The 24,914-nt window shown below is 53.5% G+C and carries 24 protein-coding genes; 16 read left to right on the top strand and 8 right to left on the bottom strand.

Translation table 11 applies throughout. From position 1 onward, the window contains the following. Positions 1–39: 39 nt before the first annotated feature. Genes leuC through B1757_RS03155 form a run of 4 tightly spaced genes read left to right on the top strand, consistent with a single transcriptional unit; the run spans position 40 to position 2,549 of the window. A complete protein-coding gene (gene leuC / locus B1757_RS03145; protein ID WP_101536940.1) occupies positions 40–1,452 on the top strand; it encodes a 3-isopropylmalate dehydratase large subunit in 1,413 nt (470 codons plus the stop codon). Further along, entirely contained in the window at positions 1,433–1,600 is a 168-nt protein-coding gene (locus B1757_RS15330) for a hypothetical protein (RefSeq protein ID WP_172437576.1), read from the top strand. The genes leuC and B1757_RS15330 overlap by 20 nt, the downstream gene beginning before the upstream one ends. Beyond that, entirely contained in the window at positions 1,600–2,229 is a 630-nt protein-coding gene (gene leuD, locus B1757_RS03150; RefSeq protein ID WP_101536941.1) for a 3-isopropylmalate dehydratase small subunit, read from the top strand. Before B1757_RS15330 ends, leuD begins: the two co-directional genes overlap by 1 nt. A gap of 14 nt (positions 2,230–2,243) precedes the next feature. Beyond that, on the top strand, positions 2,244–2,549 hold the full coding sequence (locus tag B1757_RS03155) for a hypothetical protein (RefSeq protein WP_101536942.1): 306 nt from the start codon (positions 2,244–2,246) through the stop codon (positions 2,547–2,549). Between the two features lie 8 nt (positions 2,550–2,557). Here B1757_RS03155 and pdxH read toward each other — a convergent pair whose 3' ends face one another. The 3 genes from pdxH to B1757_RS03170 form a co-directional block, all read right to left on the bottom strand. Next, positions 2,558–3,214 (bottom strand): pyridoxamine 5'-phosphate oxidase, encoded by a 657-nt coding sequence (gene pdxH / locus B1757_RS03160; RefSeq protein WP_101536943.1) that lies wholly within the window; start codon positions 3,212–3,214, stop codon positions 2,558–2,560. Positions 3,215–3,275: 61 nt separating this feature from the next. After that, positions 3,276–3,944, bottom strand: a complete 669-nt coding sequence (rpiA, locus tag B1757_RS03165; RefSeq protein WP_101536944.1) for a ribose-5-phosphate isomerase RpiA — start codon at positions 3,942–3,944, stop codon at positions 3,276–3,278. Continuing rightward, complete coding sequence (locus B1757_RS03170) at positions 3,941–4,678, bottom strand: type 1 glutamine amidotransferase domain-containing protein (RefSeq protein WP_172437577.1); 738 nt, start codon at positions 4,676–4,678, stop codon at positions 3,941–3,943. The genes rpiA and B1757_RS03170 overlap by 4 nt, the downstream gene beginning before the upstream one ends. Positions 4,679–5,248: 570 nt before the next feature. On the opposite strand from B1757_RS03170, the gene B1757_RS03175 reads away from it, so the two are divergent. The 7 genes from B1757_RS03175 to B1757_RS03205 all read left to right on the top strand — a co-directional run bounded on the left by B1757_RS03175 (position 5,249) and on the right by B1757_RS03205 (position 12,675). After that, positions 5,249–6,214: a COX aromatic rich motif-containing protein gene (locus B1757_RS03175; RefSeq protein ID WP_101536945.1), complete on the top strand. Its 966-nt coding sequence runs from the start codon at positions 5,249–5,251 to the stop codon at positions 6,212–6,214. A 15-nt stretch (positions 6,215–6,229) separates the two neighbouring features. Next, positions 6,230–8,338: a cbb3-type cytochrome c oxidase subunit I gene (locus B1757_RS03180; RefSeq protein WP_101536946.1), complete on the top strand. Its 2,109-nt coding sequence runs from the start codon at positions 6,230–6,232 to the stop codon at positions 8,336–8,338. A 90-nt stretch (positions 8,339–8,428) separates the two neighbouring features. Further along, entirely contained in the window at positions 8,429–9,064 is a 636-nt protein-coding gene (locus tag B1757_RS03185; protein WP_101536947.1) for a cytochrome c oxidase subunit 3, read from the top strand. Further along, the gene (locus B1757_RS03190) at positions 9,061–9,501 is read left to right on the top strand and encodes a cytochrome o ubiquinol oxidase subunit IV (protein WP_101536948.1); all 441 of its coding nucleotides are present in this window, start codon (positions 9,061–9,063) and stop codon (positions 9,499–9,501) included. The genes B1757_RS03185 and B1757_RS03190 overlap by 4 nt, the downstream gene beginning before the upstream one ends. Positions 9,502–9,512: 11 nt before the next feature. After that, positions 9,513–10,451 carry a cytochrome C oxidase assembly protein gene (locus tag B1757_RS03195; protein WP_172437578.1) on the top strand — a complete coding sequence of 313 codons (939 nt, stop codon included), beginning with the start codon at positions 9,513–9,515 and terminating at the stop codon, positions 10,449–10,451. 21 nt (positions 10,452–10,472) lie between these two features. Further along, entirely contained in the window at positions 10,473–11,456 is a 984-nt protein-coding gene (locus B1757_RS03200) for a heme o synthase (RefSeq protein ID WP_101536949.1), read from the top strand. A gap of 31 nt (positions 11,457–11,487) precedes the next feature. Continuing rightward, complete coding sequence (locus B1757_RS03205) at positions 11,488–12,675, top strand: MFS transporter (RefSeq protein ID WP_101537005.1); 1,188 nt, start codon at positions 11,488–11,490, stop codon at positions 12,673–12,675. A gap of 4 nt (positions 12,676–12,679) precedes the next feature. Here B1757_RS03205 and B1757_RS03210 read toward each other — a convergent pair whose 3' ends face one another. The 4 genes from B1757_RS03210 to carA form a co-directional block, all read right to left on the bottom strand. Beyond that, positions 12,680–13,510: an undecaprenyl-diphosphate phosphatase gene (locus B1757_RS03210; protein ID WP_101536950.1), complete on the bottom strand. Its 831-nt coding sequence runs from the start codon at positions 13,508–13,510 to the stop codon at positions 12,680–12,682. 166 nt (positions 13,511–13,676) lie between these two features. Continuing rightward, positions 13,677–14,153 (bottom strand): transcription elongation factor GreA, encoded by a 477-nt coding sequence (greA, locus tag B1757_RS03215; RefSeq protein WP_101536951.1) that lies wholly within the window; start codon positions 14,151–14,153, stop codon positions 13,677–13,679. A gap of 18 nt (positions 14,154–14,171) precedes the next feature. After that, positions 14,172–17,390: a carbamoyl-phosphate synthase large subunit gene (carB, locus tag B1757_RS03220; RefSeq protein WP_101536952.1), complete on the bottom strand. Its 3,219-nt coding sequence runs from the start codon at positions 17,388–17,390 to the stop codon at positions 14,172–14,174. After that, positions 17,383–18,522: a glutamine-hydrolyzing carbamoyl-phosphate synthase small subunit gene (carA, locus tag B1757_RS03225; RefSeq protein ID WP_216360811.1), complete on the bottom strand. Its 1,140-nt coding sequence runs from the start codon at positions 18,520–18,522 to the stop codon at positions 17,383–17,385. The genes carB and carA overlap by 8 nt, the downstream gene beginning before the upstream one ends. A 270-nt stretch (positions 18,523–18,792) precedes the next feature. Between carA and B1757_RS03230 the strand changes: the two genes are divergently transcribed. Continuing rightward, a complete protein-coding gene (locus tag B1757_RS03230; protein ID WP_101536953.1) occupies positions 18,793–19,557 on the top strand; it encodes a hypothetical protein in 765 nt (254 codons plus the stop codon). A gap of 880 nt (positions 19,558–20,437) precedes the next feature. Here B1757_RS03230 and B1757_RS03235 read toward each other — a convergent pair. Then, positions 20,438–21,745, bottom strand: coding sequence for an IS701 family transposase (locus tag B1757_RS03235; RefSeq protein ID WP_101536954.1), 1,308 nt, complete (start codon positions 21,743–21,745; stop codon positions 20,438–20,440). 316 nt (positions 21,746–22,061) lie between these two features. Between B1757_RS03235 and B1757_RS03240 the strand changes: the two genes are divergently transcribed. From B1757_RS03240 to B1757_RS03255, 4 genes are all read left to right on the top strand, one after another. Further along, positions 22,062–22,907 carry a hypothetical protein gene (locus B1757_RS03240; protein ID WP_101536955.1) on the top strand — a complete coding sequence of 282 codons (846 nt, stop codon included), beginning with the start codon at positions 22,062–22,064 and terminating at the stop codon, positions 22,905–22,907. A gap of 27 nt (positions 22,908–22,934) precedes the next feature. Next, on the top strand, positions 22,935–23,411 hold the full coding sequence (locus tag B1757_RS03245) for a TspO/MBR family protein (RefSeq protein ID WP_101537007.1): 477 nt from the start codon (positions 22,935–22,937) through the stop codon (positions 23,409–23,411). A 7-nt stretch (positions 23,412–23,418) separates the two neighbouring features. Next, positions 23,419–24,132, top strand: coding sequence for a M48 family metallopeptidase (locus B1757_RS03250; RefSeq protein WP_101536956.1), 714 nt, complete (start codon positions 23,419–23,421; stop codon positions 24,130–24,132). Positions 24,133–24,230: 98 nt separating this feature from the next. Further along, a complete protein-coding gene (locus B1757_RS03255) occupies positions 24,231–24,902 on the top strand; it encodes a YceI family protein (RefSeq protein WP_101536957.1) in 672 nt (223 codons plus the stop codon). Positions 24,903–24,914 lie beyond the last annotated feature (12 nt).

The following is a 24,914-nucleotide window of genomic DNA, read 5'->3' on the forward strand; positions in this document are numbered from 1 at the left end:
GTGGCATGCTTTGCTTGTAAGACGTTGGAGGAGAGGCTAGTGGCAGGAAAAACGCTTTATGACAAATTGTGGGAAAGCCATGTCGTGCATACGGAGCCCGATGGCGCTGTATTGCTGTATATAGACCGGCAGTTGCTGCACGAAGTCACCAGTCCCCAGGCTTTTTCGGGCTTGCGGGCGGCGGGGCGCAAGGCCTGGCGAATAGATGCCAATATTGCCACGGCGGACCACAATGTTCCGACTACCGATCGGGCGGCGGGGATTGTGGATCCGACTTCGCGCTTGCAGGTGGATACACTGGACCAGAACTGCGCCGAATTTGGTATTGAAGAATTCGGTATGCTGGATCCGCGGCAGGGGATTGTCCACGTCATCGCCCCCGAACAGGGCCTTACCTTGCCAGGCATGACGGTGGTTTGCGGCGATTCCCATACCGCCACCCACGGTGCCTTGGGAGCATTGGCCTTCGGTATTGGCACTACGGAAGTGGAGCATGTGCTGGCCACCCAATGTCTCTGGGCGCGCAAGGCCAAAAGCATGCGGGTCTGGGTAGAGGGCGCACTGGGGCAGGGCGTCACCGCCAAGGATATGGTCCTGGCCATCATTGGGAAAATGGGCACTGCTGGCGGGACGGGTTATGCCATTGAATTCGCCGGACCGGCGGTGCAGGCATTGTCCATAGAAGGGCGAATGACCTTGTGCAATATGGCTATTGAAGCGGGGGCGCGCTCGGGGATGGTCGGGGTAGATGCCATTACCATCGACTATTTGCGCGGTCGTCCCTATGCGCCAGTGGGCAGAATCTGGGATCAGGCGGTGGCGGCATGGGGTCAGTTGCATTCAGATTCCGATGCCGACTTTGATGCCGAAATCCACCTCGACGCTGCGGACATCGCCCCTCAGGTCACCTGGGGAACCAGTCCCGAAATGGTGGCCGAGATCAGCGCGACGGTACCGGATCCCGATCAGGAAACAGACCCGGTGCGCCGCAAAGGTTGGACCGATGCCTTGGCCTATATGGATTTGCAGGCCAATACGCCGCTCTCGGCCATTACCCTGGATAAGGTGTTTATCGGCTCCTGTACCAATGCCCGCATTGAAGATTTGCGTGCGGCGGCGGCCGTGGCCAAGGGGCATCATAAGGCCGCATCGGTGAAGCTGGCGATGGTGGTACCGGGTTCCGGGCTGGTCAAGGCCCAGGCCGAGGCTGAAGGGCTGGATCGGATTTTCAAGGAGGCGGGCTTTGAGTGGCGGGAGCCGGGCTGTTCCATGTGCCTGGCCATGAATGCCGATCGTCTGGAGCCCGGTGAGCGTTGTGCCAGTACCAGCAACCGGAACTTTGAAGGGCGCCAAGGTGCTGGCGGCAGAACCCATCTGGTCAGTCCGGCCATGGCGGCAGCGGCGGCCATTGCCGGTCATTTTGTGGATGTCCGTGACTGGCCCGCAAAGTAAACGGCGCATCCGTTCCTGGCTGCTGCGCATGGCCCTGGGCTTGTGTAGCCTGGGAATGGTGGAAATTGGTATTTTTTCAAGCCTGCGGGGCTGCTCGGCAGAAGTGGCCGCCGTGGAATATCTCGTCAAGAGACAGATGGAGCAATAATGGAAGCTTTTACGGTATTAGAGGCGCTCGTCGCCCCCCTGGATCGTCCCAATGTGGATACGGACGCCATCATTCCCAAGCAATTTCTCAAAACCATTGAGCGTCAGGGGCTGGGTAAGCATCTTTTTGATGCCTGGCGTTATCTGGAAAAAGATGGAACACAGATCGACAATCCGGATTTCATCCTCAATCAGCCCATTTATGCCGATGCCCGGATTTTGCTGGCCCGGGAAAATTTCGGTTGTGGTTCCAGTCGCGAACACGCGCCATGGGCATTGGCGGATTATGGTTTTCGCGCCATCATTGCCCCCAGTTTTGCCGACATCTTCGCAAATAATTGCGTGCAGAACGGGATTGTGTTGATTCGTTTGCCGGCAGACGTGGTGGATCATCTTTTCCATGAAGTGGCAGCTAATCCCGGATACCGTCTGCGTATTGATTTACCGGCCCAAGAGGTGCAGACCATGGGCGATAGTCGTTATCATTTTCCCATGGACGCCGGACACAAGCACAAGTTGCTGCATGGGCTGGATGATATTCAGCTGACCTTGCAACATGAAGAAGCTATCCGCACCTATGAGGCAGCACGCCGGCAAGCGGCGCCCTGGTTATTTCGGGATGGAGTTTAAGGAGATAGATCAATATGGAAGATACTGCAGCTGAGGAAGGTTTGGCACCCATTCGTGCCGATGCTGTGATCATTGAAGGCAAAACCAAACGGGGCAAGCCCTGCAAGGTGATCGACAACACCTGTTTGGTACCCAGAGAAGAACTGCAGGCTTTACTGGACGACCTGATTGAACAGGAACATTTTGGTCCTTCAGGTCTGAGTATGGCGGGAGGCAACAGTATCCGCATTGGCGCGCCCCAATCTGCCCATGTGCAGCTCGGGGATGATATTTACCGGATGATTGTGGTGGATTATGAGGCGCGTATTGAAATATTCTGAGCGCTGGCTCAGGGCATCAGGCGTTCAATAGTCCACTCGGAAGGGTGGTTTTCGGGACGCCGATACACAAAACGGTCATGCAGACGATCCCTGCGCCCCTGCCAGAATTCAAAGCGTTCGGGAATCAGACGATATCCTCCCCAGGCCGGATTGCGTGGGACGTTATCGTCAGGATAGCGCTGCTGTAATGCCAGCACCCGGGCTTCCAGGTCGGCGCGGCTGGCGATGACCTGGCTCTGGATGGAAGCCGCTGCGGAATAGCGACTGCGGCTGGGGCGCTGCTGGAAATAGCTTTCTGCTGCGGCGTCATCCAGTGGCTCTACGGCACCGTTGACGCGCACCTGCCGATCATTTTCCGGCCAGTAAAATACCAGTGCCGCATAGGGATTGGCAGTCAGCTCCTGGCCTTTCTGGCTGCGTTGGTCGGTGTACCAGCACAGTCCGGCTTCATCAAAATGCTTGAGCAGCACATAGCGGGCATCCGGGCGTCCCGAGGCATCGGCGGTGGCCAGAACCATGGCCGTTGCATCAAAATTACCCGCGCTTGTCGCCGCTGCCAGCCAGGTAGCCAATTGTTGAAAGGGATTACTATCCAGATCCCGCTGGTGCAGTTCACCGTGGGTGAAATCCCGACGGGTACTGCGATGATCGATTTCACCTTCCATATCGGCCCCCTCTGAGAAATATCAGAACGACAGGATGCAAGGCCTGCCGCTGTGTTCATGCTTAGTGCGTTCCGGCCTTTTTTTCGATAACGCCTTCTGCGCTACCAAAAAGCAGCACATCTGCCCGTCGACGGGCAAAAATGCCATTTTCCAGCACTCCGGGTATCAGATTGATGGCGGCTTCCATTTTCAGGGGATCGCTAAAATCCAGACCGGTCACATCGATAATGACATTGCCATTATCGGTGGTCACCCCATTGCGAAGCGTGGGCGTTCCCCCCAGCCTGACCAGTTGCCGGGCGACAAAGCTGCGGGCAAAGGGCAGCACTTCTACGGGCAAGGGGAATTTACCGAGCATGGGTTTGTCCTTGCTGGAGTCGGCAATGCACACAAATAATTGCGCAGCACTGGCGACAATTTTTTCCCGGGTCAGGGCAGCGCCACCTCCTTTGATTAAACGAAAATGTGGGTCGGCCTCGTCAGCACCATCCACGTAAACGGGAATATCGCCCGTACTGTTGAGATCAAGTACATTCAGGCCCAGGGATTTCAGACGATTTTCCGTAGCGATGCTGGAGGCGACGTAACCATCCACATGAATTTTCGCGGCACCCAGGGCGTCTATGAAAAAATTAGTGGTAGAGCCAGTGCCAACGCCGACGACCATGCCGGGCCGGATGTAAGAGAGAGCAGCCTCGGCCGCCATTTTTTTCAGCGCATCAGCATTCATTGGTTTTTTCCTTGTGAGTCAGTAATAAGTAATCTTTCCATAAAGGCCTCGGTCAGAGCGGGTGCCGAAGTCGGGTTCTGACCGCTGAGCATTTTAGCATCCTTGACGATGTGACTTTGCCAGCATTCCCCGACACTAACGAGGAATCCGGCATTTCTCAAGCGCTCTTCCAGAGTATAAGGCCATCGGCCGGCCAGTGCAGTAGCTGCTTCTTCTGCAGCACTGAAGCAGGTGAGGGCGCAAGCGACATAGGGTGAAGCCGCATGATCTGCTGCCAGCAAGGCAGCGCTGCCATGACACAAGGTAGCCAGAACCTTCTGTTGATCGTGGCAATGGCGAAGCAGGCGGGCCACCTCTGGAGATACTGCCAGGTCGACCAGAGGGCCATTACCCCCCGGAATAAACAAGCCGTGCATGTTTTCCAGTTGCGTTGCTGTCATGTCCTTCAGGGAAAGGACTGTTTTCAGTTCCGGTATCCGGGAAACCTGCGTCTTCAGCCATACCGCCTTGGCAATATCACCTTGTAGATTGGCGGGATCCAGACTTTCCGGATCCAGTTCCGGGAGTCTCCCATCGGGGGTGGCAATATATAGGCTCCAGTCGGACTGTTTGAGGAGCTGCCAGGGGATGACCAGTTCTTCTGCCCAGAAACCGGTGGGTAACTGTTCGCCGTCGAGCAAGGTGAGCACCCTGGCGCCAGTCAGCAGGAAAAGAATATAAGGCTTCTCAAACATAAAGAGATAGTAACATAACTGCTAGAAAAACGTCTAAAACAATATGTAAGGTTAATGTTGTATTTTTTATATTTCCGAGCGTCAGCAGTCATCTTGAAATACTTTAAAAAATACAAAAATATATTATTTAGACCAAGTAATGGCTGAGATGAAATTAATCGAATATTTTATTTGGGAAGAAATTATAAGCTGATGAATCCATCTTTAAACACTACATTAATGTTATTAGTCGGTTATTTAAAAACAGAACACATTGTTATTATTGATGTTTATTAATAATAAGTAAATCAGATTATTATTATATTAAAAATAAAAAATTAAATGTATTCACATCACTAATGATATTTTTATTAACCCAAAAATATTTGTGGGATGGTTCTATTGATTTGCAGACTTGTCTGCACTACTTTTACACCCGAGATTCAAATTAGCATAAAAAGTACAAGTTTGTATGATTACTATTTTTGCTGGCCGCAGTGTTCCGGTCGAATATGGAAAAAGCTGATTGGATAGTAACCGCTATCCCGTTTTATTGCGGATCAACCGTTGTCCGCCAGGGAGAAAAACACAATGGAAATGAAGTGGAGGAACTGGCTGAAAAATGGGTGGCGCGCTGCAGCGCTGTTGCCTGTTTTGCTGCTGTCAGGATGTTCGGGAAACAGCTACTGGATATTTGATCCTAAAGGGATCATGGCCAAAACCAACCTGTTTTATATGATCGTGGATGTGGTGATCATGGGTGCCATCGTGGGCCTGACCGCCTTGCTGGTGATTTGGTTCATGTGGAGGTACAAAAAGGGTAAAAGCCGGGGCAAATATGATCCCCACTGGTCTCATTCCAACACCATTGAAATATTTGTCTGGGGTATTCCCATCGTTGCTGTGGGTTTTTTGTCCTACTTTGCTGTAAGGGGCACCTTCGAGATCAATCCTTATAATCCAACGGTCATCACCCACCACATGAAACCTAATGGGGATCCGGTGGAAGTGGATGTGATTGCCACTGACTGGCAGTGGTTATTTGTGTATCCGCAGTATCATATGGCGGTCGCCAACGAGCTGGTTCTGCCTGTCCATACGCCTGTTTTCTTCCGTCTGACCTCCAGTGCGGTAACCACCACTTTCTTCATTCCCCAGCTGGTGGGCATGATTGACGTAATGCCCGGAATGCGCACCAAAAACGCCCTCATGAGTAATCACATTGGCGAATATCAGGGTATTGCCTCGGACTTCGCCGGTGCCGGTACTTCCTGGATGACCTTCAAAACCAAAATGGTCAGCGCCGGAGATTTCTCGCAATGGGTACAACAGGTGCAGAAAGCGCCGGGCAGTATGACCTATGCCAGTTTCAACCGTTTTGCCCAGCCTTACATCAATGTGCACCATCATGTGGTGTATTTCTCGGCTGTGGAGCCCGGATTGTTTGATCATGTCATGGCCGAAGTGATGCGCGGAAAAACCTGGCCACTGCCGCCGATGATGACGGAAAACATGGTCGACTATATGCAAAAACAAGCCGCTGAACATCGCGATTAATCGGAGGATTATCTCATGCTCGTAGATTTACCTGGGGGCTGGAGCCCTCTTCTGGGGCGTCTGGCCTGGTCGCAGATTCCCTATGCCAATCCGATCCTGGCGCCACTGTTTGTGGCGGTGGTCATCGGCGCCATCATCATTTTGGGTCTGATTACCTACTACGGCAAATGGACCTATCTCTGGAAAGAATGGTTGACCACTGTCGATCATAAAAAGCTTGGGGTCATGTACATCATCATCGGACTGGTGATGCTGTTCCGCGGTTTCATCGATGGTTTGATGATCCGTACCCAGCAGGTCTGGGCAGTTGGGCCGCATTCTTCCGGGGTATTCGGATCACTGCACGGTTATCTGACACCCTTTCACTTCGGGCAGGTATACAGTGCTCATGGCCTGATCATGATTCTGCTGGCAGCAACACCTTTGCTGGTGGGTTTCATGAATATCATTGTACCGATTCAGGTAGGCGCCCGGGATATGGCTTATCCCTACCTGAATGCACTGGGTCTGTGGATCACGGCCGCTGCGGCTGCCTTGATCATGATTTCCCTGTTTGTCGGTGATTTTGCCCATAACGGCTGGTTTGAATATGCGCCGATTTTCGAGCTGCAGTACAGCCCGGGTGTGGGTGTGGATTACTGGATGTGGACCTTGCAGTTGGTAGCTTTGGGCACCACCCTGGGGGGTATCAATATCTTGGCGACCATCATTAAAATGCGGGCGCCCGGTATGACCTGGGGCAAGTTACCCATTTTTGTCTGGACGTCTCTGGCTGCCAATGTGATCGCCCTGACTTCTTTCCCGGCATTGCAGGTAGCTCTGGGACTGGTGGCCGCCGATCGCTATCTGGGGGCACATTTCTTTACCGCCGGTATGGGTGGTAACTTGATGCTTTATACCAACCTGTTCTGGATCTGGGGACACCCGGAAGTATATTTCGTGATTTTGCCGGCTTTCGGCATGATGTCGGAAATCTTCCCGACTTTCTCTGAAAAACCCTTGTTTGGTTACATCACCATGGTTCTAGCGAGTATGGCCATTGCCGGGGTTTCCTGGCTGGTGTGGTTACATCACTTCTTCACCATGGGTGCAGGCCCTTTTGTCAACACGGCTTTCAGTGTGGCCACTATGCTGGTGGGTATTCCTACCGGGGTGAAGGTGTTCAACTGGGCATTTACCATGTATCGGGGGCGTCTGACCTTTAATGCCGCCATGCTTTGGGCTATTGGCGCCTTGTTCCTGCTGCTAGTCGGCGGCTTTACCGGAATGATGCTGGCTATTCCTGCCATCAACTATATGGTTCACAACAGTGTGTTCGTGGTGGCGCATTTCCACTCCATGCTGCTGGTCATTGTCTATGCCATTTTTGGCTCGGTACTGTACTGGTTCCCGAAAGTGTTCGGCTTCAAGCTGGATGAATTCTGGGCGAAGACCATGTTTTGGCTGTTTTCTGCAGGTACGGTGCTGGTTTTTGTGCCCATGTACATGCTGGGCTTCATGGGGATGACCCGGCGTCTGGAGTATGTGTTCGATACTGGATGGCAGTCTTATCTCACCGTGATGGAGCTGGGTATTGTTGTGTATGTTTTCTCCGTACTGGCTTTTTTCATCCTGCTCTACGTCAGTGTGCGCGATCATGCCAAAAATCGGGTGGGCGCGGATGCCTGGGGAACTTCCCGTTCTCTGGAATGGATGACCCATTCTCCCGTGCCGTTTTATAACTTTGCCGTGCTTCCTCATATCAATGAACGAGATGAACTGGCCTGGCGCCGGCAGCATGGCATTGACCAGGTTCGGCCCGAGCATTATGAGGACATCCATATGCCGAATAACACGGGCGTAGCCATTATTCTGGGCGGTCTGACCTTCGTGCTCGGCTTTGCCTTGACCTGGCGGATCTGGTGGCTGTGCATTGTTTCCTTGTTGGCCATCATCCTGCTGATGATCATCCGTTCCTTCAAGGGAGATCCGGGTTACATCATCACTGGTGCCGAACTGCAGCGGATGGAAGAAGAGGCTTATCGCCGTGAGGCGCAGGTTCTCGACAGTCATCACAGCCATCCGGTCAGCGGTGGGGTAGTGGGTAATGCCATGGCCTATCAGCGTAACGATTCGTCGAAATAAGGAATTTTCGACAGGGTTGAAAGGCCTCATGACGCAGAGGCTGCTGCAACAAACAGCTTCTGCGTCACCAACGAATCAAGGAGTTTTAACATGAGTGCACACGCCAGTACGGTTGATCCCAAAAAAGCGGAATTGTGGGATATCCATCATCATTCCCATGATGTGATTTCCACCCGCACCCTGGGATACTTTTTATATCTACTCAGCGACGGCATGCTGTTTGCGACATTGTTTGCCGCTTACGGGGTCCTGAGCTACCAGCATAGTTATTTTGGCGGACCTACCCCTGCTGAATTCGTCAAGCCCTGGTACACCTTCGGTCAGACCATCGCCCTGTTTTTGAGCGTGCTGGCTTATGGTTTCGGCATGAATGCCCTCAAACATAAAAGCAAGAGCGGCCTGATCAACGGTATGCTGGCAGCTTTTGTGCTGGGCGTTATTTTTTTGGTGCTGGATATTCATGACATGAGTCATCTGTACTCTATGGGTATTACTTTGGCCAGTAGTGGTGGTATGTCAGCTTTCATGGTGCTGACCCAGGTACACGCCACCCATATTTTCTTTGGATTGATCTGGATTCTGGTAATGATCGCCCAGGTCATGACCAAGGGCTTTACGGAAGAAACGGTGGGTCGTCTGCTGACCTTGCGCATGTTCTGGCATTTGCAGGCGGTAATCTGGGTTTTTGTTTATATCTTTGTTTATTTGTGGGGATACATATCATGAGTCACGGTGCTACAGATCCAACGATGCATCCGGAAGTACAGTTATCAACTTCCAAAGGTTACTTCTTGGGCTTTGCCATTTCGATTGCTCTGATGTTGCTGGCGACAGCTCTGGTCACCTCTCATTCCGTGCCGCCTTTCGGCTTGTTAATGGTGATTACGGTGTGTGCGGGTATTGCGGTGATTGCCCAGATTTATTTTCTGCTCCACATTGATATTTCTGAACACAACATCTGGAATACGGTAGCGCTGGTGCTTTTCATTCCCTTGTTTCTCATCACCATCGGTCTGACCTGGTGGATGTTCTCCCAGTTGTATCTCCGGACCATGGATATGTCGGTGATGTCGTCTGTGACCAATCCTGCTGTTCATGCCCCAGCCACGCCGAAATTATCAGATATGTCGGGTATGAATAAAAACCCGGATTCAGGTAACTAAGGAGTCAAAAAATGTCCACGATCATGGAAGTAAAGCCTTCAATTGACGTAGAAGCGCCTCTACCCCACGCCATAGAAGGAGAGCTGACTCCGGCGGTGCGGCTGATCGGGCGGCTGATCACGTTGCTGCTGTTGTTGTCGGTAGCGGCGGGGCTATGGCAAGGGTTTAGCAGCCACGGCCTGTTGAACGGGGTAGTGAACGGTCTCAAGGCCAGCGAAGTCGGCTTTGCCATGGTGCTGATCCTGCTGGGCAGTATTGTCGAAGGCTTTGGTTATGGACTGTCGCTGGGGACCAAATGGCCCTACACCCGCAACATTGTGCTATTGATGGTCCGGGGAGACCCTGAAGCCGCCCACCGGGTGGTCGCCACCCTGGTCGGCCTGGTCGCCCTGGCCCTGGTCATTCTTGCCCCCGGCATCAGCACCATCAGCGGCCTGATCCTGATCGTGGTCACCGCCCTGTTCGGCATGGGCACCCTCTACGTCCTGGCCGGCCGGGCCCCGGCCTTCGTGCACGGCACCCACGGTCTGCTGGCCTACGGGGTATTTCTCATCTACCTCACCGGCCTTGCCTATCCCAGCCTCGACTTCTGGACCTATCTCGGCGCCATGGGCGCGCTGCACGCCCTGCTGCTCGCCGTTTTTCTGGGCGGCATGACCACCGGGCAACGCGGTTTCGGCAGCGCCATCGGCGCCTTCGTGCAACCGAAGAAAGCCTCACAATGGACCGTCGCCGCCCACATCAGCGCTGGTCTGATCCTGGTCGCCACCCTGGGCTACATGATGCCCGCCTATCCCATCGCCTTTTACCTCGCGGTCGGCCAGTTCGCGGTCGGATTTTTACTTTTTCACGCCGTTAGCCTCAAACCCAAAGACCCCGGCATCATGGTCGCCTTTCACCAGAGCATGGTGTTGCTCATGGCCCTGGCCATCGTCCTGGTCTGGCGCTGAGGCACGGTGACAGGAACCCCCATGAAAAGTCACGTCATTGCCTCCACCCCCCGCGACCCCGATGGTCTTCTACCCGCCACCGGCACGGAAGCGGCGCTCAAAAACCCATTCCACCCCGGTCTTTTTCTCCACGACCTCTGGGTACTGGCCAAAGCCCGGGTCGTCTCCCTGCTGGTATTCACCGCCGCCGTCGGCGAGATTCTCGCCCCTCACGCCCTGATTCACTGGCAGGCCGCCCTGGCCGGACTGCTGGGCATTGCCCTCGCCGGCGGGGCCGGCGGTGTCCTCAACCAGATCGTCGAACCCGACCTCGACCAGCACATGCGCCGCACCCTGCACCGGCCCCTGGCCGAAGGCCGCATCAGCCGCCGGGGCGCCATGCTCTACGCCATGGTACTGATGAGTGCCGCCATTGCCATTCTCGCCTGGGGCACCAACCCCCTGACCCTGGTGCTCACCCTGGCGGGCACCGTCGGCTACGGCGTGGTCTACACCCTCTACCTCAAGCCCAGTACCCCCTGGAACATTGTCTGGGGTGGCCTGGCCGGCGCCTTGCCACCGCTGATTGGCTGGACTGCCATCACCGGCAGCATCGCCGCCCTTCCGGTAGTGCTGGTACTGCTGGTTTTTGTCTGGACCCCCGCGCACTTCTGGCCCCTGGCCATCAACTGCCGGCGCGACTACGCCAAGGCCTGCATTCCCATGCTGCCCTGCACCCACGGCATCGACCGCACCCGCAAGGAAGTACTGAATTATGCCGTGCTCACCTGGGCAGTCAGTCTGATCCCGGCCTTACTCACCGGCGACTGGATTTATGGCGGTATTGCCTGGCTCTCGGGGGCCTGGTTTGTCGGGATGGCCCTGCGCCTCAAGGCCCTGCCCGAAGGCCCGGAAATGGATCAATATGCCCGCAGCATGTTCGCTTATTCCATCTCTTACCTGTTTTTGCTTTATACTGCGCTGATCCTGGGTAAATTGGTGATGGATTATGGCTTCAATATCTGAAAAACGTCGTGGTCGGGTCAAAGGCCCGCCCATGAGTCCAGTGGAAAAGCGGGCCGTCAGCGGCCTGAGCTTTATTTATGTCGCGCGTATGCTCGGCCTTTTTATGCTCATGCCCGTGCTGGCCCTCGATAATGATCAGCTACGTTACAGCACGCCTTTGTTGTTGGGATTGGCTATTGGCATCTATGGACTGGCACAGGCGGCTCTGCAGTTTCCCTTTGGAGCCGCTTCGGATCGTTTTGGCCGGAAAAAAGTCCTGGTTTTCGGGATACTACTCTTTGTTCTGGGTTCCTTGCTGGGCGCGCTCACCCACAACATCTACGGCATTATTCTGGCGCGCTTGCTGCAAGGCGCCGGGGCGGTTTCGTCAGTGCTCCTCGCTACAGCAGGAGATCTGACCGGTGATGAGCACCGTACCAAGGCCATGGCCGCCATCGGTGGGAGTATTGCTGTCGCTTATGTGTTGGGTATAGCCATTGGTCCGGTATTTTATGGCCTCTGGGGTTTGACGGGCGTATTCCTGGTAGCCGCAGCTTTGGGTGTTTTGGCCCTGTATCCGTTGTGGAAAATTATTCCGCCCATCGATCAGTCACGGCAAAACCGCATGGGTGGCTGGGCGGATGCCATGAAAATGTTCCGACACCCGCCGGTACTGACAGCCAGCGTTGGTATTTTCATTTTACAGATGGTGCTCGGCGCCAGTTTTGTGGTGCTCTCTCCGGAACTGGTCCATGCCATGCACATCCCGGAAAGTGGTATCTGGGAAGTCTATTTGCCGGTGATGCTGCTGTCGGTAGTAGCTATGCTGTTTCCCGTCATTTATGCCGAAAAAAACAAGCAGCACGGCCAGATGCTGATCTTCAGTGGGCTGACTATTGCGGTAGGTGCCTTGATCATGGGGCTGGAATCGGGACATTTTTGGCCCGTAGGTGTGGGCGCGGTGATTTTCTTTACGGGCTATAATATTGCTTCGGCGATTTTGCCCTCTCTGATGAGCCGCAGTACACGCCCCGAACAGCGCGGTGCTTCCAGTGGTGTTTATTCCATGATGCAGTTTCTGGGCATTTTTGTGGGTGGTGTTGTGGGCGGCTGGGGGCTGGGAATAGCCGGAGATCAGGGTGTGTTTTATATTCTGACTGGCGTGGGTGTCCTGCTAGCCATCCAGAGCTGGAACGGTAAACGGATGGCCTTGCTCCTTTCACCGGATAGCCATTCCTGATTACTTAGCCACCAATCAGTAAGGCCAGCGCCCCGAAGCCGATGCAGTAAATGCCGAAGGGGCGCAGAGCGGTGACTTCCTGCTTGTGGAAATAATGCATCAAAAACCAGACGGAGCCCCAGGCACAGAGCCCGGCGAGAGCCCCCGCAAGGAAAATGGTGCCAAGCAAACCGCTTTGCATGTGGGCGTGGAATAATTTGGGAACTTCCAGAGCACCCGCCGCAGCGATGATAGGGGTCGCCAACAAAAACGAAAAGCGTGCCGAATTTTCGTAATCCAGTCCCACCCCGATGCCCGCCACCAAAGTGGCTCCGGAACGGGAGAATCCGGGAATCAGGGCCATGGATTGCGCAAAACCAATGATGATGGCACGGATCCAGCTGAGATTTTCCAGGGAATGACTGGGGTGACGGGAGCGCAGCCGGTCACCCCAGATCAGCATGAGGCCGTTGGCCATCAGGGCAACGGCGGCAAACGTGAAGCCACCAAACAGATTCTTGATTTTATGGGCAAGGATGAGCCCCAGAATACCAGCGGGGATGGAGGCAATGAACAATATCCATAATAGCCGTGACTGAGGATTGCTGGGCTTGCCTCGCGCCCGTACAAAGCCGCCGATCAACGCCGCCCAGTCTTTCCAGAAAAATAATAACAGGGCTGCCGCCGTAGCCAGATGCAGCACGACCACAAAAGGTAAAAACCACTCCGCATCGCGATTGATAGGCCAATGCAGCAAAGCCGGAACCAGAATGATATGGCCCAGGCTGGAGATGGGAAAAAGCTCGGTAACACCTTGCAACATCGCCAGTAGCAAAAGATAAATATGGTGGATCACGATAAGTCCTCGGAGGATTTGAGCGCCATTATAGTGGGGTGCTTGCAGAAATCGGGATGTGTCTGGAGTTACCTGGTCATCAATTCATCTGCTGGAGGCGGGTTTTTACCAGTAACCGTGCTGGCGTAAGTTGTGGCAAAGCACCCATGTACTGGTAGGGCCAACTTTATTCGTAGCGCACGGCCAGAATCGTGTACTCCCGGGTTCCGGCGGGGGCGCGTACTTCGACCAGATCTCCTTCGTGTTTACCGATCAGCGCACGGGCAATGGGCGAACTGATGGAGATTTTGTTTTCTTTGATGTCCGCCTCAGCATCTCCGACAATTTGATAGGTTACTTCTTTTCCCTCCGCATCTTCTAGATCAACGGTCGCGGCAAAAACAATTTTGCCGCCGGTATTCAGGGTTTTGGGATCAATGACCTGGGCACGGGCGAGAAAGTCCTCCACCTCGCGAATCCGTCCTTCAATAAAAGCCTGCTGTTCCTTGGCGGCGTCATATTCCGCATTTTCCGAGAGATCACCCTTGGCCCGGGCTTCGGCTATGGCCTCGATGACGGCAGGCCGTTCAACCGATTTGAGCCGTTGTAATTCTTCGCGCAAGCGTTGTGCGCCGATGACAGTCATGGGGACTTTATCGCTCATGTTTACCTCTCGAACTGATTAATGATGTTGCAAATCCTGAAGGCGAAGGACGCTGCGTTTTTCGCGCATCAGGACACGGATAGCTTCGGCGCCGGCAATGGCCCCAGCCAGGGTGGTGTAATACGTCAGACCCATCTGCAATGCCGCCCGACGGATACTGAAGGAATCACGGACGGACTGACGTTCATCCACAGTATTGATGATGATTTGTACTTTACCATTTTTGATGGCGTCCACAATGTGCGGACGGCCTTCGGTAACCTTGTTGACGGTTGTGACATCCAGGCCCTGTGCGCGCAGATGTTCGGCAGTTCCTCGGGTCGCAACCAGCTGGAAACCGAGGTCAACCAGGGTGAGGGCGGCAGGCACGAGCTTGTCCTTGTCGGCATCCCTTACACTGATGAATACAGTCCCTGCGGAGGGGAAATGTTCTCCGGCACCCATCTGTGCCTTGAGGAAAGCTTCGCCAAAGCTGGCGCCGATGCCCATGACCTCGCCGGTGGATTTCATTTCGGGACCGAGAAGGATATCGACACCGGGAAACTTGATGAAGGGAAATACCGCTTCCTTGACACTGAAATGACGCGGGTTGGGAATATCCGTTACACCCTGGGCTTTCAGGGTTTGCCCGGTCATGCAACGCGAGGCAATTTTGGCCAGAGGCCAACCCGTAGCCTTGGAGACAAAAGGCACGGTGCGGGAGGCGCGCGGATTGACCTCCAGGACATAAATCCGGTCTTCCTGAACGGCAAACTGACAGTTCATAAGGCCCACGACTCCCAGGGCCAGGGCCAGCTCCACGGTTTGACGACGCAATTCTGTCTGGATAGCTTCGGGAAGCGAGTAGGGCGGCAAACAACAGGCCGAATCACCACTATGCACCCCCGCCTGCTCGATGTGCTCCATGATGCCCGCTACAACGACCTGTCCATCCTGATCGGCCACCGCGTCAATATCCACTTCCAGGGCATCATTGAGAAAACGATCCAAAAGAATGGGCTGGTCGTTGGAAATACGCACCGCTTCTTCCATATAGCGTTGCAGATCTTCTTCCGCATACACAATACGCATGGCACGTCCTCCCAGTACATAAGAGGGACGGACAACCAGGGGATACCCCAGCTCCAGGGCCTTGCTCAATGCTTCCGGAGCACTGCGGGCAATGGCATTTTCCGGCTGCCGCAGCTCTAGACGCTGCAGGAGCTGCTGGAAGCGTTCGCGATCTTCGGCCAGGTCGATGGAGTCTGGGGTTGTACCGATGATGGGCACGCCCGCTGCTTCGAGGTCGTTGGCCAGTTTCAGAGGGGTTTGTCCACCAAACTGGACAATGACGCCTTGAGGTTTTTCCACGGCGACGATTTCCAGCACATCTTCCAGGGTCAGTGGTTCAAAATAGAGACGATCAGAGGTGTCATAATCTGTAGAAACCGTTTCTGGATTACAATTGACCATAATGGTTTCAAAGCCGTCGGCATGCAGCGCCATGCTGGCATGTACGCAGCAGTAATCAAATTCGATACCCTGACCGATGCGATTGGGACCGCCACCCAGGATCATGATTTTGGGCTGGTTTCCGGGCTCCGCCTCACATTCCATTTCATAAGTGGAATAAAGATAAGGGGTCGGGGAGTGGAATTCGGCCGCACAGGTGTCCACCCGCTTGTACACCGGGCGAATGCCCCATTTCTGTCGCTGCTCGCGTAACTGGGATTCGCGACAGCCGAGCAGCCGGGCGAGGCGGCGGTCCGAAAAACCCATGCTTTTGAGTTCGCGCAGGCGGGCAGCGTTGAGACTGGCCAAGGGCATTCCCCGCAAGCATTCTTCCTGCTGAACGAGCTCAAAGATTTGCTCAAGAAACCAGGGATCAATACGGGTGATCTGCTGGATTTTGTCCTGATTCCAGCCACGCCGCACGGCATCGGCCAAATACCAGAGGCGCTCTGGCCCCGGTACACGCATTTCCTGCTCCAGTTTCTGCAGGGTTTCCGGATCACTGCCGCTGAGTTTTTCATCCAGGCCATCCACCCCGGTTTCCAGGCCGCGCAAAGCCTTCTGCAAGGATTCCTGAAAACTCCGGCCAATAGCCATGACTTCTCCCACGGATTTCATCTGGGTAGTCAGATGATCATCGGCCTCGGGGAATTTTTCAAAGGCAAAGCGGGGGATTTTGGTGACCACATAATCAATGGTCGGTTCAAAACTGGCCGGCGTCGCCTGGGTGATGTCATTGCGCAATTCATCCAGGGTAAAGCCCAAGGCCAGCTTGGCCGCAATTTTGGCAATGGGGAAACCCGTTGCCTTGGAGGCCAGCGCCGAGGAGCGCGACACCCGTGGGTTCATCTCGATGATAATCAGGCGACCATCCGCCGGATTGACGGCAAACTGCACATTGGATCCGCCGGTATCCACACCAATGCGGCGCAGCACCGCAATGGAGGCATCGCGCATCCGCTGGTATTCCCGATCCGTCAGGGTCTGGGCCGGGGCCACGGTAATGGAATCACCGGTATGAATGCCCATGGGATCGAGGTTTTCGATGGAGCAGACGATGATGCAATTGTCGGCCTGATCCCGAACTACCTCCATCTCGAATTCTTTCCAGCCGATAATGGATTCTTCGATGAGGATTTCGTGGGTGGGACTGGCTTCCAGACCGCGTGCGGCGATGTCCTCAAATTCTTCGCGGTTGTAGGCAATACCGCCGCCGGTGCCGCCCAGGGTGAACGAAGGCCGGATAATCACCGGGAAACCGATGTCTTCGGCAATCTGGCGCGCCCCGTCCATGTCGTGGCCGAAGGCCGAACGGGCGACATCCAGACCGATTTCCTGCATGGCCTTTTTGAACAACCCGCGATCCTCGGCTGCGCGAATGGCCTCTACCGAAGCTCCGATCAGACGCACCCCAAATTTGTCAAGAATGCCTTCCCGATGCAGATCCAGGGCACAATTCAGAGCCGTCTGCCCGCCCATGGTCGGGAGAATGGCGTCGGGACGCTCCATTTCGATGATGCGCGCCACCGTCTGCCACTCGACGGGTTCAATATAGGTCGCATCAGCTGTTTGGATGTCGGTCATGATAGTCGCCGGATTGGAATTGACCAGAATGACCCGGCAGCCTTCCTCGCGGAGTGCTTTACAGGCCTGGACCCCCGAATAATCGAACTCGCAGGCCTGACCGATGACAATGGGGCCGGCGCCAATCAGCAAAACGCTGTGAATGTCTTGGTGCTTAGGCATGGGCTGCTCCGTATTGCTGCATGGCCGTTACGAACGCGTCAAAAATGATGCTGGCATCGTGCGGGCCGGGGCCTGCTTCCGGGTGCCCTTGAAAGGAAAATACCGGGAGATCTTTATGGGCCATGCCCTGCAGGCTGCCGTCAAAGAGGGAAGTATGGGTAATGCGCAGAACATCGGGCAGAGTTTGGGCGTCCACGGCAAAACCGTGATTCTGACTGGTAATGAGCACCCGACCAGTGCGGAGGTCTTTCACCGGGTGGTTGGCACCATGATGGCCGAATTTCATTTTGATGGTTTTGGCCCCCAAGGCCAGACCGAGCAGTTGATGTCCCAGGCAGAGTCCAAAGGTGGGTATGCGTGCCGCCATGATTTCGCGCAGGGCTTCCTGGGCATAATCCAGGGCATCGGGATCGCCGGGGCCGTTGGAAAACAGCACGCCATCGGGATGCAAGGCAATCACCTCCGCCGCAGGGGTTTTGGGGGACACCAGGGTGACCCGGCAGGCGCGGTCGGCAAGCAGACGCAGGATATTGTGCTTTTTGCCGAAATCGTAGACCACGACATGATGTTTGGGGTGCGTAATGGGTTGCGCCTGATAAGCCTGTTCGGGTGAGCCACTGGCCAGGAGCCACTCCGAGGAATGTTGAGCGGCGACATCCTGCACCAGATCCCGGCCCAGCAGGCCGGGGAAGCGACGAGCTGCGTTCAGGGCTTCCTGTTCATCCACCTTAACGCCGACCAACAGGGCCGCATTCTGGGCGCCGCCATTACGCAGGCGGCGGGTGAGGGCGCGGGTATCCATACCGGCAATGGCGGGAATACCCTGTTCGACCAGGAAGTCGGGGAGACTCTGCTGGCTGCGCCAGTTGCTGGGAGTGCGCGGCATGTTGCGCAGGACCAGAGCCGAGCAGAATATTTGCGCACCTTCCATGTCTTCGGGATTGATGCCGGTATTACCGATATGTGGGTAAGTCAGGGTGACAATCTGACCGCAATAGGACGGATCCGTCAGTATTTCCTGGTAACCGGTCATTGCCGTGTTGAAACAGATTTCACCGGCGGCAAGACCACTGCTGCCAAAGCCCGTACCCCGGAAGATACTGCCGTCTGCCAATGCCAGAACCGCCTGCACTTTCTCACCTCGTCTACCATGGAAGATGCAAAAAAGGGAGGGTGTCCCCTCCCGCATAGATTGACCGTATTCTAGGGATATGGTGGGCACGGGTCAACGTAAGCATGAGGCTCCTTCAGGGTTTGCGCCATTGAGGAATATTCGGTGTGGGTGATCTCGGTGGTCGAGGTCTTGAGGGTGTTTACAGCAAGATAAGTGCTTGAGTGAGCGACAAGGGATGGTAAGCTTGTCTTCATCAGATAGGCATAATTACCAAAGGAGCCGTTCAGCATGCGTCGTTATCCAGGTTCGCTGTTGTTTGCCGGTGTGGTGCTGGCTTTGTCTGGCTGTGGTTCGGCCACCAATAACGGGTTGTCCCCGCAGGCGGAAAATACCTATCCGGTCCCCTCGGCCATACCTACGCCACCCATCTATAAAGCATCTGCTCACGAGGTACCCCCTACTGAAGAACAGGTCCCCGCTCAGTCGCTTCCAGCAGTAAGTGCCCCGGTCGTGCCGCCGTCTGCCGGTTCGGCGCTACCCGGCGTGAATTACTCTTCGACAGCGTTGCCCTTGACCCCCTTGGCCTCCTCCGCATCGGCCATCCGTTCCGCCACGCAGTCGGTCAGCCAGGCAGCACCCCAGACCCTGGCCAGTGCCAAAAATTCAGCAGATCAGGCGGAGAGTCAGGCACAAAACATGGTCCAGCAGAAACTCGGCACGGCCACTTCGGTATTTTCCGGAAAATGGCAGGCCGATATGCGCAAAGCCCGTCAGGATAGTGCCCAATGCGCTGCACTGAGCTCCAGCGCCCAGAGCAGCTGTTGGCAAAAGGTATCGTATTGGGCTAAGTCGCGAGAGGCGCAATATCAGACCATGAGTAGTACCGCGACGGGTGCCGAGGCCCAGCAAATGCAGTCCGCTGCCAAATTTTTCGGGGTCACCAGTGAGTGGGCCAGTGCCTGTAGTTCCCTCAGTGCACAGTCCTGTGCTGAATCACCGCTGATCAGCAAGATGCAGCAGTGGAAGGCATCGGTGGGTATTTCGGGTAGATGAATTTATATTTTTTGTGTACCGCTACTGTGGGACTTTGTGGCTAATAATAGTTAATAAGGACGTCTAAGATGAAAAGAATTATTTTGGAAGATGCGATAAAGTTTTTTAGGATGAATGAACGTCTTGACAATAAAGCTGCAAAACAGATAGCTGAAAACAATAAAACAACTGCTTTTGGTGTATTTGAAAAGCTAAAAGTATGGAACAGACCGACCTCAGAAAATATAACTATCATAGAAGAGGTAAAAAGATACGAACCTTTTTGGTATGCAGAGGCGGAACGGGTAATAGAGTATAAATCTATTTCCTCGTATTCCGTTGATATTAACAACAATGATGCTCATTCAATAGAGATAAATGGGAATCTTCATGAGGTAAAAAAAGATAAAAAAATACATATACCAGTGACCGAGCACTGCCTTAATAAAAAGGTTCACATCAGCCATGTTTATGGTGTTGAAAGAGATGTAAGCAAAAAAGAAATAGTCGAGTACATTGAAAAACACTCATCTGAGCAGGAAGAGCTTACTGAAAATCAGGTTCTTCAGGATAATCTTCTTATTCAACCAGAGAAAAAGCTTGCTACGATACTACATATGATTGAAAAAGAGCTTGCTCATGCTGTTAATGCGAGCGAAATTGTCAATGATACTATTACGTTTAATAAAGTTTATTTATATTACCACCCTGTCTATGCATTTGAATGCCTCTGGTCTGGAAAATCTGCAGTATTAGAGGTTGATGGTCTTAATGGTAAGCCGATTGGCGGGGGTAGAATGAAAAAAGAAATGATATCTATGATATGTACGTTAGACATACAGCCTCCTCGCCAGCCCCTCTGGGTGGCGTTATGGCTCGGTAAATTTGGGTCAGAAGTGAGTCAGGCGGCCTTTTTGCGGGGTGGGTCATCGGCGTCGGCCCAAAAGGCGGGTGCTGGGCACTGGAATTTCCCGGACTTCGGGTCGAAACCCTTCCAGAAGGGAACCCGCAGAAATTGCAGATGGAGCCATTGGGCCATGAGTCCTGCGGTAACGGGGGTGGCGACACGCCAGGGCGCTATGTCGGTCATGGGGAAGTCCTCAGCTAGGGTTTCGGCGAGGAGCTGCACCATGGACCAGGCGATGCAGCGGATTTGCATCCAGCGTTCCAAAACGGTGCGTTTTTGCTGCCAGAGATTATTGATGCCCCACCAGCGTTTGAGGTTATGGAAGATCGGTTCGATCTGCCAGCGGTTGCTGTAGAGGGAGACAATTTCGCTGGCGGTCAAGTGGGTCTCGGAAGCGAGATAGAGGCGGGTGGGAGACCATCGACGATGCTTTTCGTCGTAGATTGCACTCCAGACAGCCCGGACCGGATGGCCTTTCAGGAATCGTGCATTGGCGACGATGGATTGGAGACGGACCTTCTGCCATTTCCCATAGATATGCAGAGAGACGGTTTCGGTGGGCAGTGCGGCCATCTCTTCCGGGGTGTACTTGTCTCCATATATCCGGGGACGTCCGCGTTTGGATGTTTTCGGCGGCGGGTCCTGGAGCAGCACGGTATCTTTGCGCACCTGGCCGATAAACTGGCCGTGCTGACGCAACAGGGGCAAGAGCAGGCGCCGCCGCATGAACCAGGCATCGGTGAGCAGACGGACGGGTACTGGGATATGGGGCAGAAAAGCGCGCAGCAACGCCCCGGCAATTTTCAGCTTGTGGGTGTTGCCGGTGCTCGGTACCAAGCGCAAGCGGATGGGAAAGGAAATGGCTTTGCCGGATCGGGTACGGAGGGTCAACGCCAGGCCCACCCAATTCTGGGCGAGGACATAACTGGGGCGATTGTGTTTATGGCTGTGATCGAAGCGGAGGGCCGCACCTGGGGCTTTGGTAGAGTGTCGCAGGACCAGGGTATCGTCGATGACGAGATCGACGATCAGGAGCTTGGGCAAGGACTGCAGAAGCCAGCGTACCTGGGCTATGGCCAACGCCTGGGTGCGCAAGGACTCGCGCTCCAGGAGTTTGTAATAGGTGGTCCAGTGGCAGCGGAGGGAGATGCTACTGAGGGCGCGGGTGACCCAGCCTTCGGGCGAGATCAGGCAGCCACAGAGCAGTTCGAGGAAGCTGCGCCGCGAGCGGGGCGGCACGACCGTCAGAAAGTAGGAAATCCACTCCGACAGGCGGAGGGAAACGAGACGATGAAAGGGCATGGGTGTGATTCCGAGAAGCCTAAAACGCTTCTCATTGGCCGACCCTTTTTTACAAGGGTCGGCCGCACGGCCCCATCACCGTGTCAAGCACTTTCGCCGAAAGAAAGGCGATAAAAAACCCGGCGGAGCCGGGCTGAATGTCTAATCTTCAGATCTATGATGAAAGATCCTGATTTCTTGTTAGATGTAACTGGGGATGCAATGGATATTATTGTTCCTGGAGGGCGGTTACCTATAACTATACTGAGAAGGCTAAAAGGAATAAAATGATACTAAATAAATTTCTGGATTCAAAATACATTGGGTGGGGTGTGTTTTGAATAATAAGTGTTATGTAAATATATGCCTAGATACTTCCGAAGATGACTCTGGGTGGCAAGATCTTAGGATTGATAATAAAAAAATAAGTTTTTTCCAAGAAGGCCTTATTAAGGGGTTCCGTGGTAAAATGAAGCAGGTCCAGAAGGGTCATATGCTGCGGACGCACTGGATTATAGAATTTTTTGCTGATAGTGTTTTCTCGGTCAAGTTGTATGTTGTTTTTTCGGAAGAAGAGACTGAAAAAAATAATCGTAATATTTTATACAAGGCAATATGGCAACTACAAAATGATTCGTCGAAAGAAGATATAAGACAGTGTGCATCAGAATGGATTCGCGGATCAAAATCGTTAGTTGAATATAAGGATTTATCAGATTTTAAAATATGTTTTGATGGTGGTGGTTTTTCTATGATTTCTGGCAAGAATCATTTTTATAATTTCCAGAGAACTGTTGTTCTTGCTTGTCTATGTTTGTCCTATAATAATGTTTTCAATGGTTTTATTAAGAAATTAAGTGATGTTGATATGAATGACTATAATGCGTTATCCGATCTTACGATGAATATGAATATTTTTGCTGCTAAATGGTATTTTAGGTATCCTGTATTGTTGAAAAATAATTTAGTTCCAGTGCTTTGGGGTTTTATTTCTGAACGATTTAAGCTCAATCAACATTATGAAGAGTTGGAGAATCAATTGAAAAATGTTCATGCTCTTGTAAGTCAATTATACAGAGATCAAGAATCAAAAAAATCGAGCAATATATCTTTTAAAATGTCTTTTTATCTTGTTTTTCTAACAATTTTATTGGTAGTGCTGACTTTGTTTTTGGTTTTGTAGAATGTAATCACAATGTGGGGGAGTGCGGTGGGCATTCATCATTTCGCGCTGGTTGCGCTGATCAGTCTGGCCATTACGCTGGGGGTGGCCACCACGGGCTCACTGTTTCGGCCCGATAGCTGGTATGCGGGTTTGCAAAAACCCCGAGGTACTCCTCCGCCCTGGGTGTTTCCTGTGGTCTGGACCCTGCTCTATATTCTCATGGCTTTTTCTGCAGCGCTGGTGTACGTGCATCCGGAAAGTCCGTTGCGACTGGCCGGATTAACGCTGTATGGCTTGCAACTGCTGAGTAATGCGCTGTGGTCCTGGCTGTTTTTCGGGCGCCATCAGATATTGGGGGCGCTACTGGATCTCATGTTGCTCCTGGTGCTGGTTCTTGCCTGTGTGCTGGTTTTTGCACTGATTAGTCCGCTGGCGGCCTGGTTACTGGTCCCTTATGTATTGTGGTTGGGCGTGGCTTTGTATTTGAATATGGCCACTTATCGCCTCAATTCCGCTTCTTGATGCTTCTATGCGCTTGACTGAATCCACCCTGTTGCAGGTGCGTGATGTGAATGTGCAACTGACCCGCAAGACGATCAAAAGTCTGCGGATCATGGTTTCTGCCCCGGATGGGCAGGTGCGGGTAAGTGCTCCCTGGAGCATGACGGACAGAGCCATTCATGCGGCGGTTCTGGCGCGTCTGGCCTGGATCAAAAATCATCAGCAGCATTTTCTGAGCCAGAAGTCCCACACGGCTCTGGAGTACCGTTCTGGAGAAATACATAGGTATTTGGGCAGGGATTATCCACTCCAAGTTTACCCAACGACCAGCAGAAGTCGCATCGAATGGCATGAAGCATTAGGTATAAACTTGTTTTGTCGGCCCGGAGCGGCAATTTTCGAGCGCGAAGCGGTCCTGCTGGCTTGGCATCGTCAGACGCTCAAATCACGCATTCCCGGGATGATTGCTCATTACGAACCGATTCTGGGGGTGCAGGTGGCAGCGTGGGGCGTAAAACGCATGAAAACCCGCTGGGGTACCTGTAACATTGGTGCTCGACGCATCTGGCTAGGCCTGGAGCTCGCCCGTTATCCGCAAATCTGTCTGGAATATGTGGTGGTGCATGAAATGGCGCACTTGCTGGAGCGCCTCCATAATGAACGCTTCAAGCGCATCCTGGACGGAGCCATGCCGGGCTGGCGGGAAGTAAAAAATCAACTGCGTGCTGGCTATTTGCGCTAAAATGGAAATATGCTGGAAGCTTACGGTGAAATACCGGCTATACGCAGAGCATTCTACGTGCTCTTAAAGATGAGCGAGCCTGAATAAAGGAGATAAAAATGCAAAACAGACGATCAAAGCAATGGTTGATATTTTCTGTGGTGCTGGGTTTTACCTGGTCCCTGGGCATGAATGCCGCACAAGCAGCGACTGTCCCTGCACCAGCCGCTGCCAGCCACTATCACGCCCTGACGGGGAACCCGAGTGGGACCTATCAGATTGATTCAGCGCATTCGGCAGCCTATTTTACCATTGGTCATGTGGGTATCGGCCCTTTTAGCGGGCGCTTTAACCAGATTTCCGGAACCTATACGGTCAACACCCGGGATCCGGCCAAGGATACGGCCAAAATCATCATTCCAGCGTCCAGCATATTTACGAATTTTGCCGCGCGGGACAAATACTTGCGCAGTCCGACATTTTTTGATGTCAAAAAGTATCCCGACGTGACCTTTGTCAGCAGCCGCTATCAGCGTACCGGCAAGCATACCGGTGACCTATACGGGAAGCTGACCTTGCATGGTGTGACCCGTCCGATCATGTTCCGGGTCAGGGAAACCGGTGCCGGTGAAGTGGCTTATCTGCCCAAACCCTGGGGTGGTTATCTGTCCGGTTTTGTGGCGGTAACGACCATTGAGCGCAGTGATTACGGTATGAAAGCCTATTTGCCTGAAGGGCTTTCCAACAAGGTGCATATCCGGGTGGAAATCGAAGGCAAAAAAATCGCCTGATTTTTTAATCGG

It is taken from the genome of Acidithiobacillus marinus, from assembly GCF_002847505.1.
Classification (GTDB): Bacteria; Pseudomonadota; Gammaproteobacteria; order Acidithiobacillales; family Acidithiobacillaceae; genus Acidithiobacillus; species Acidithiobacillus marinus.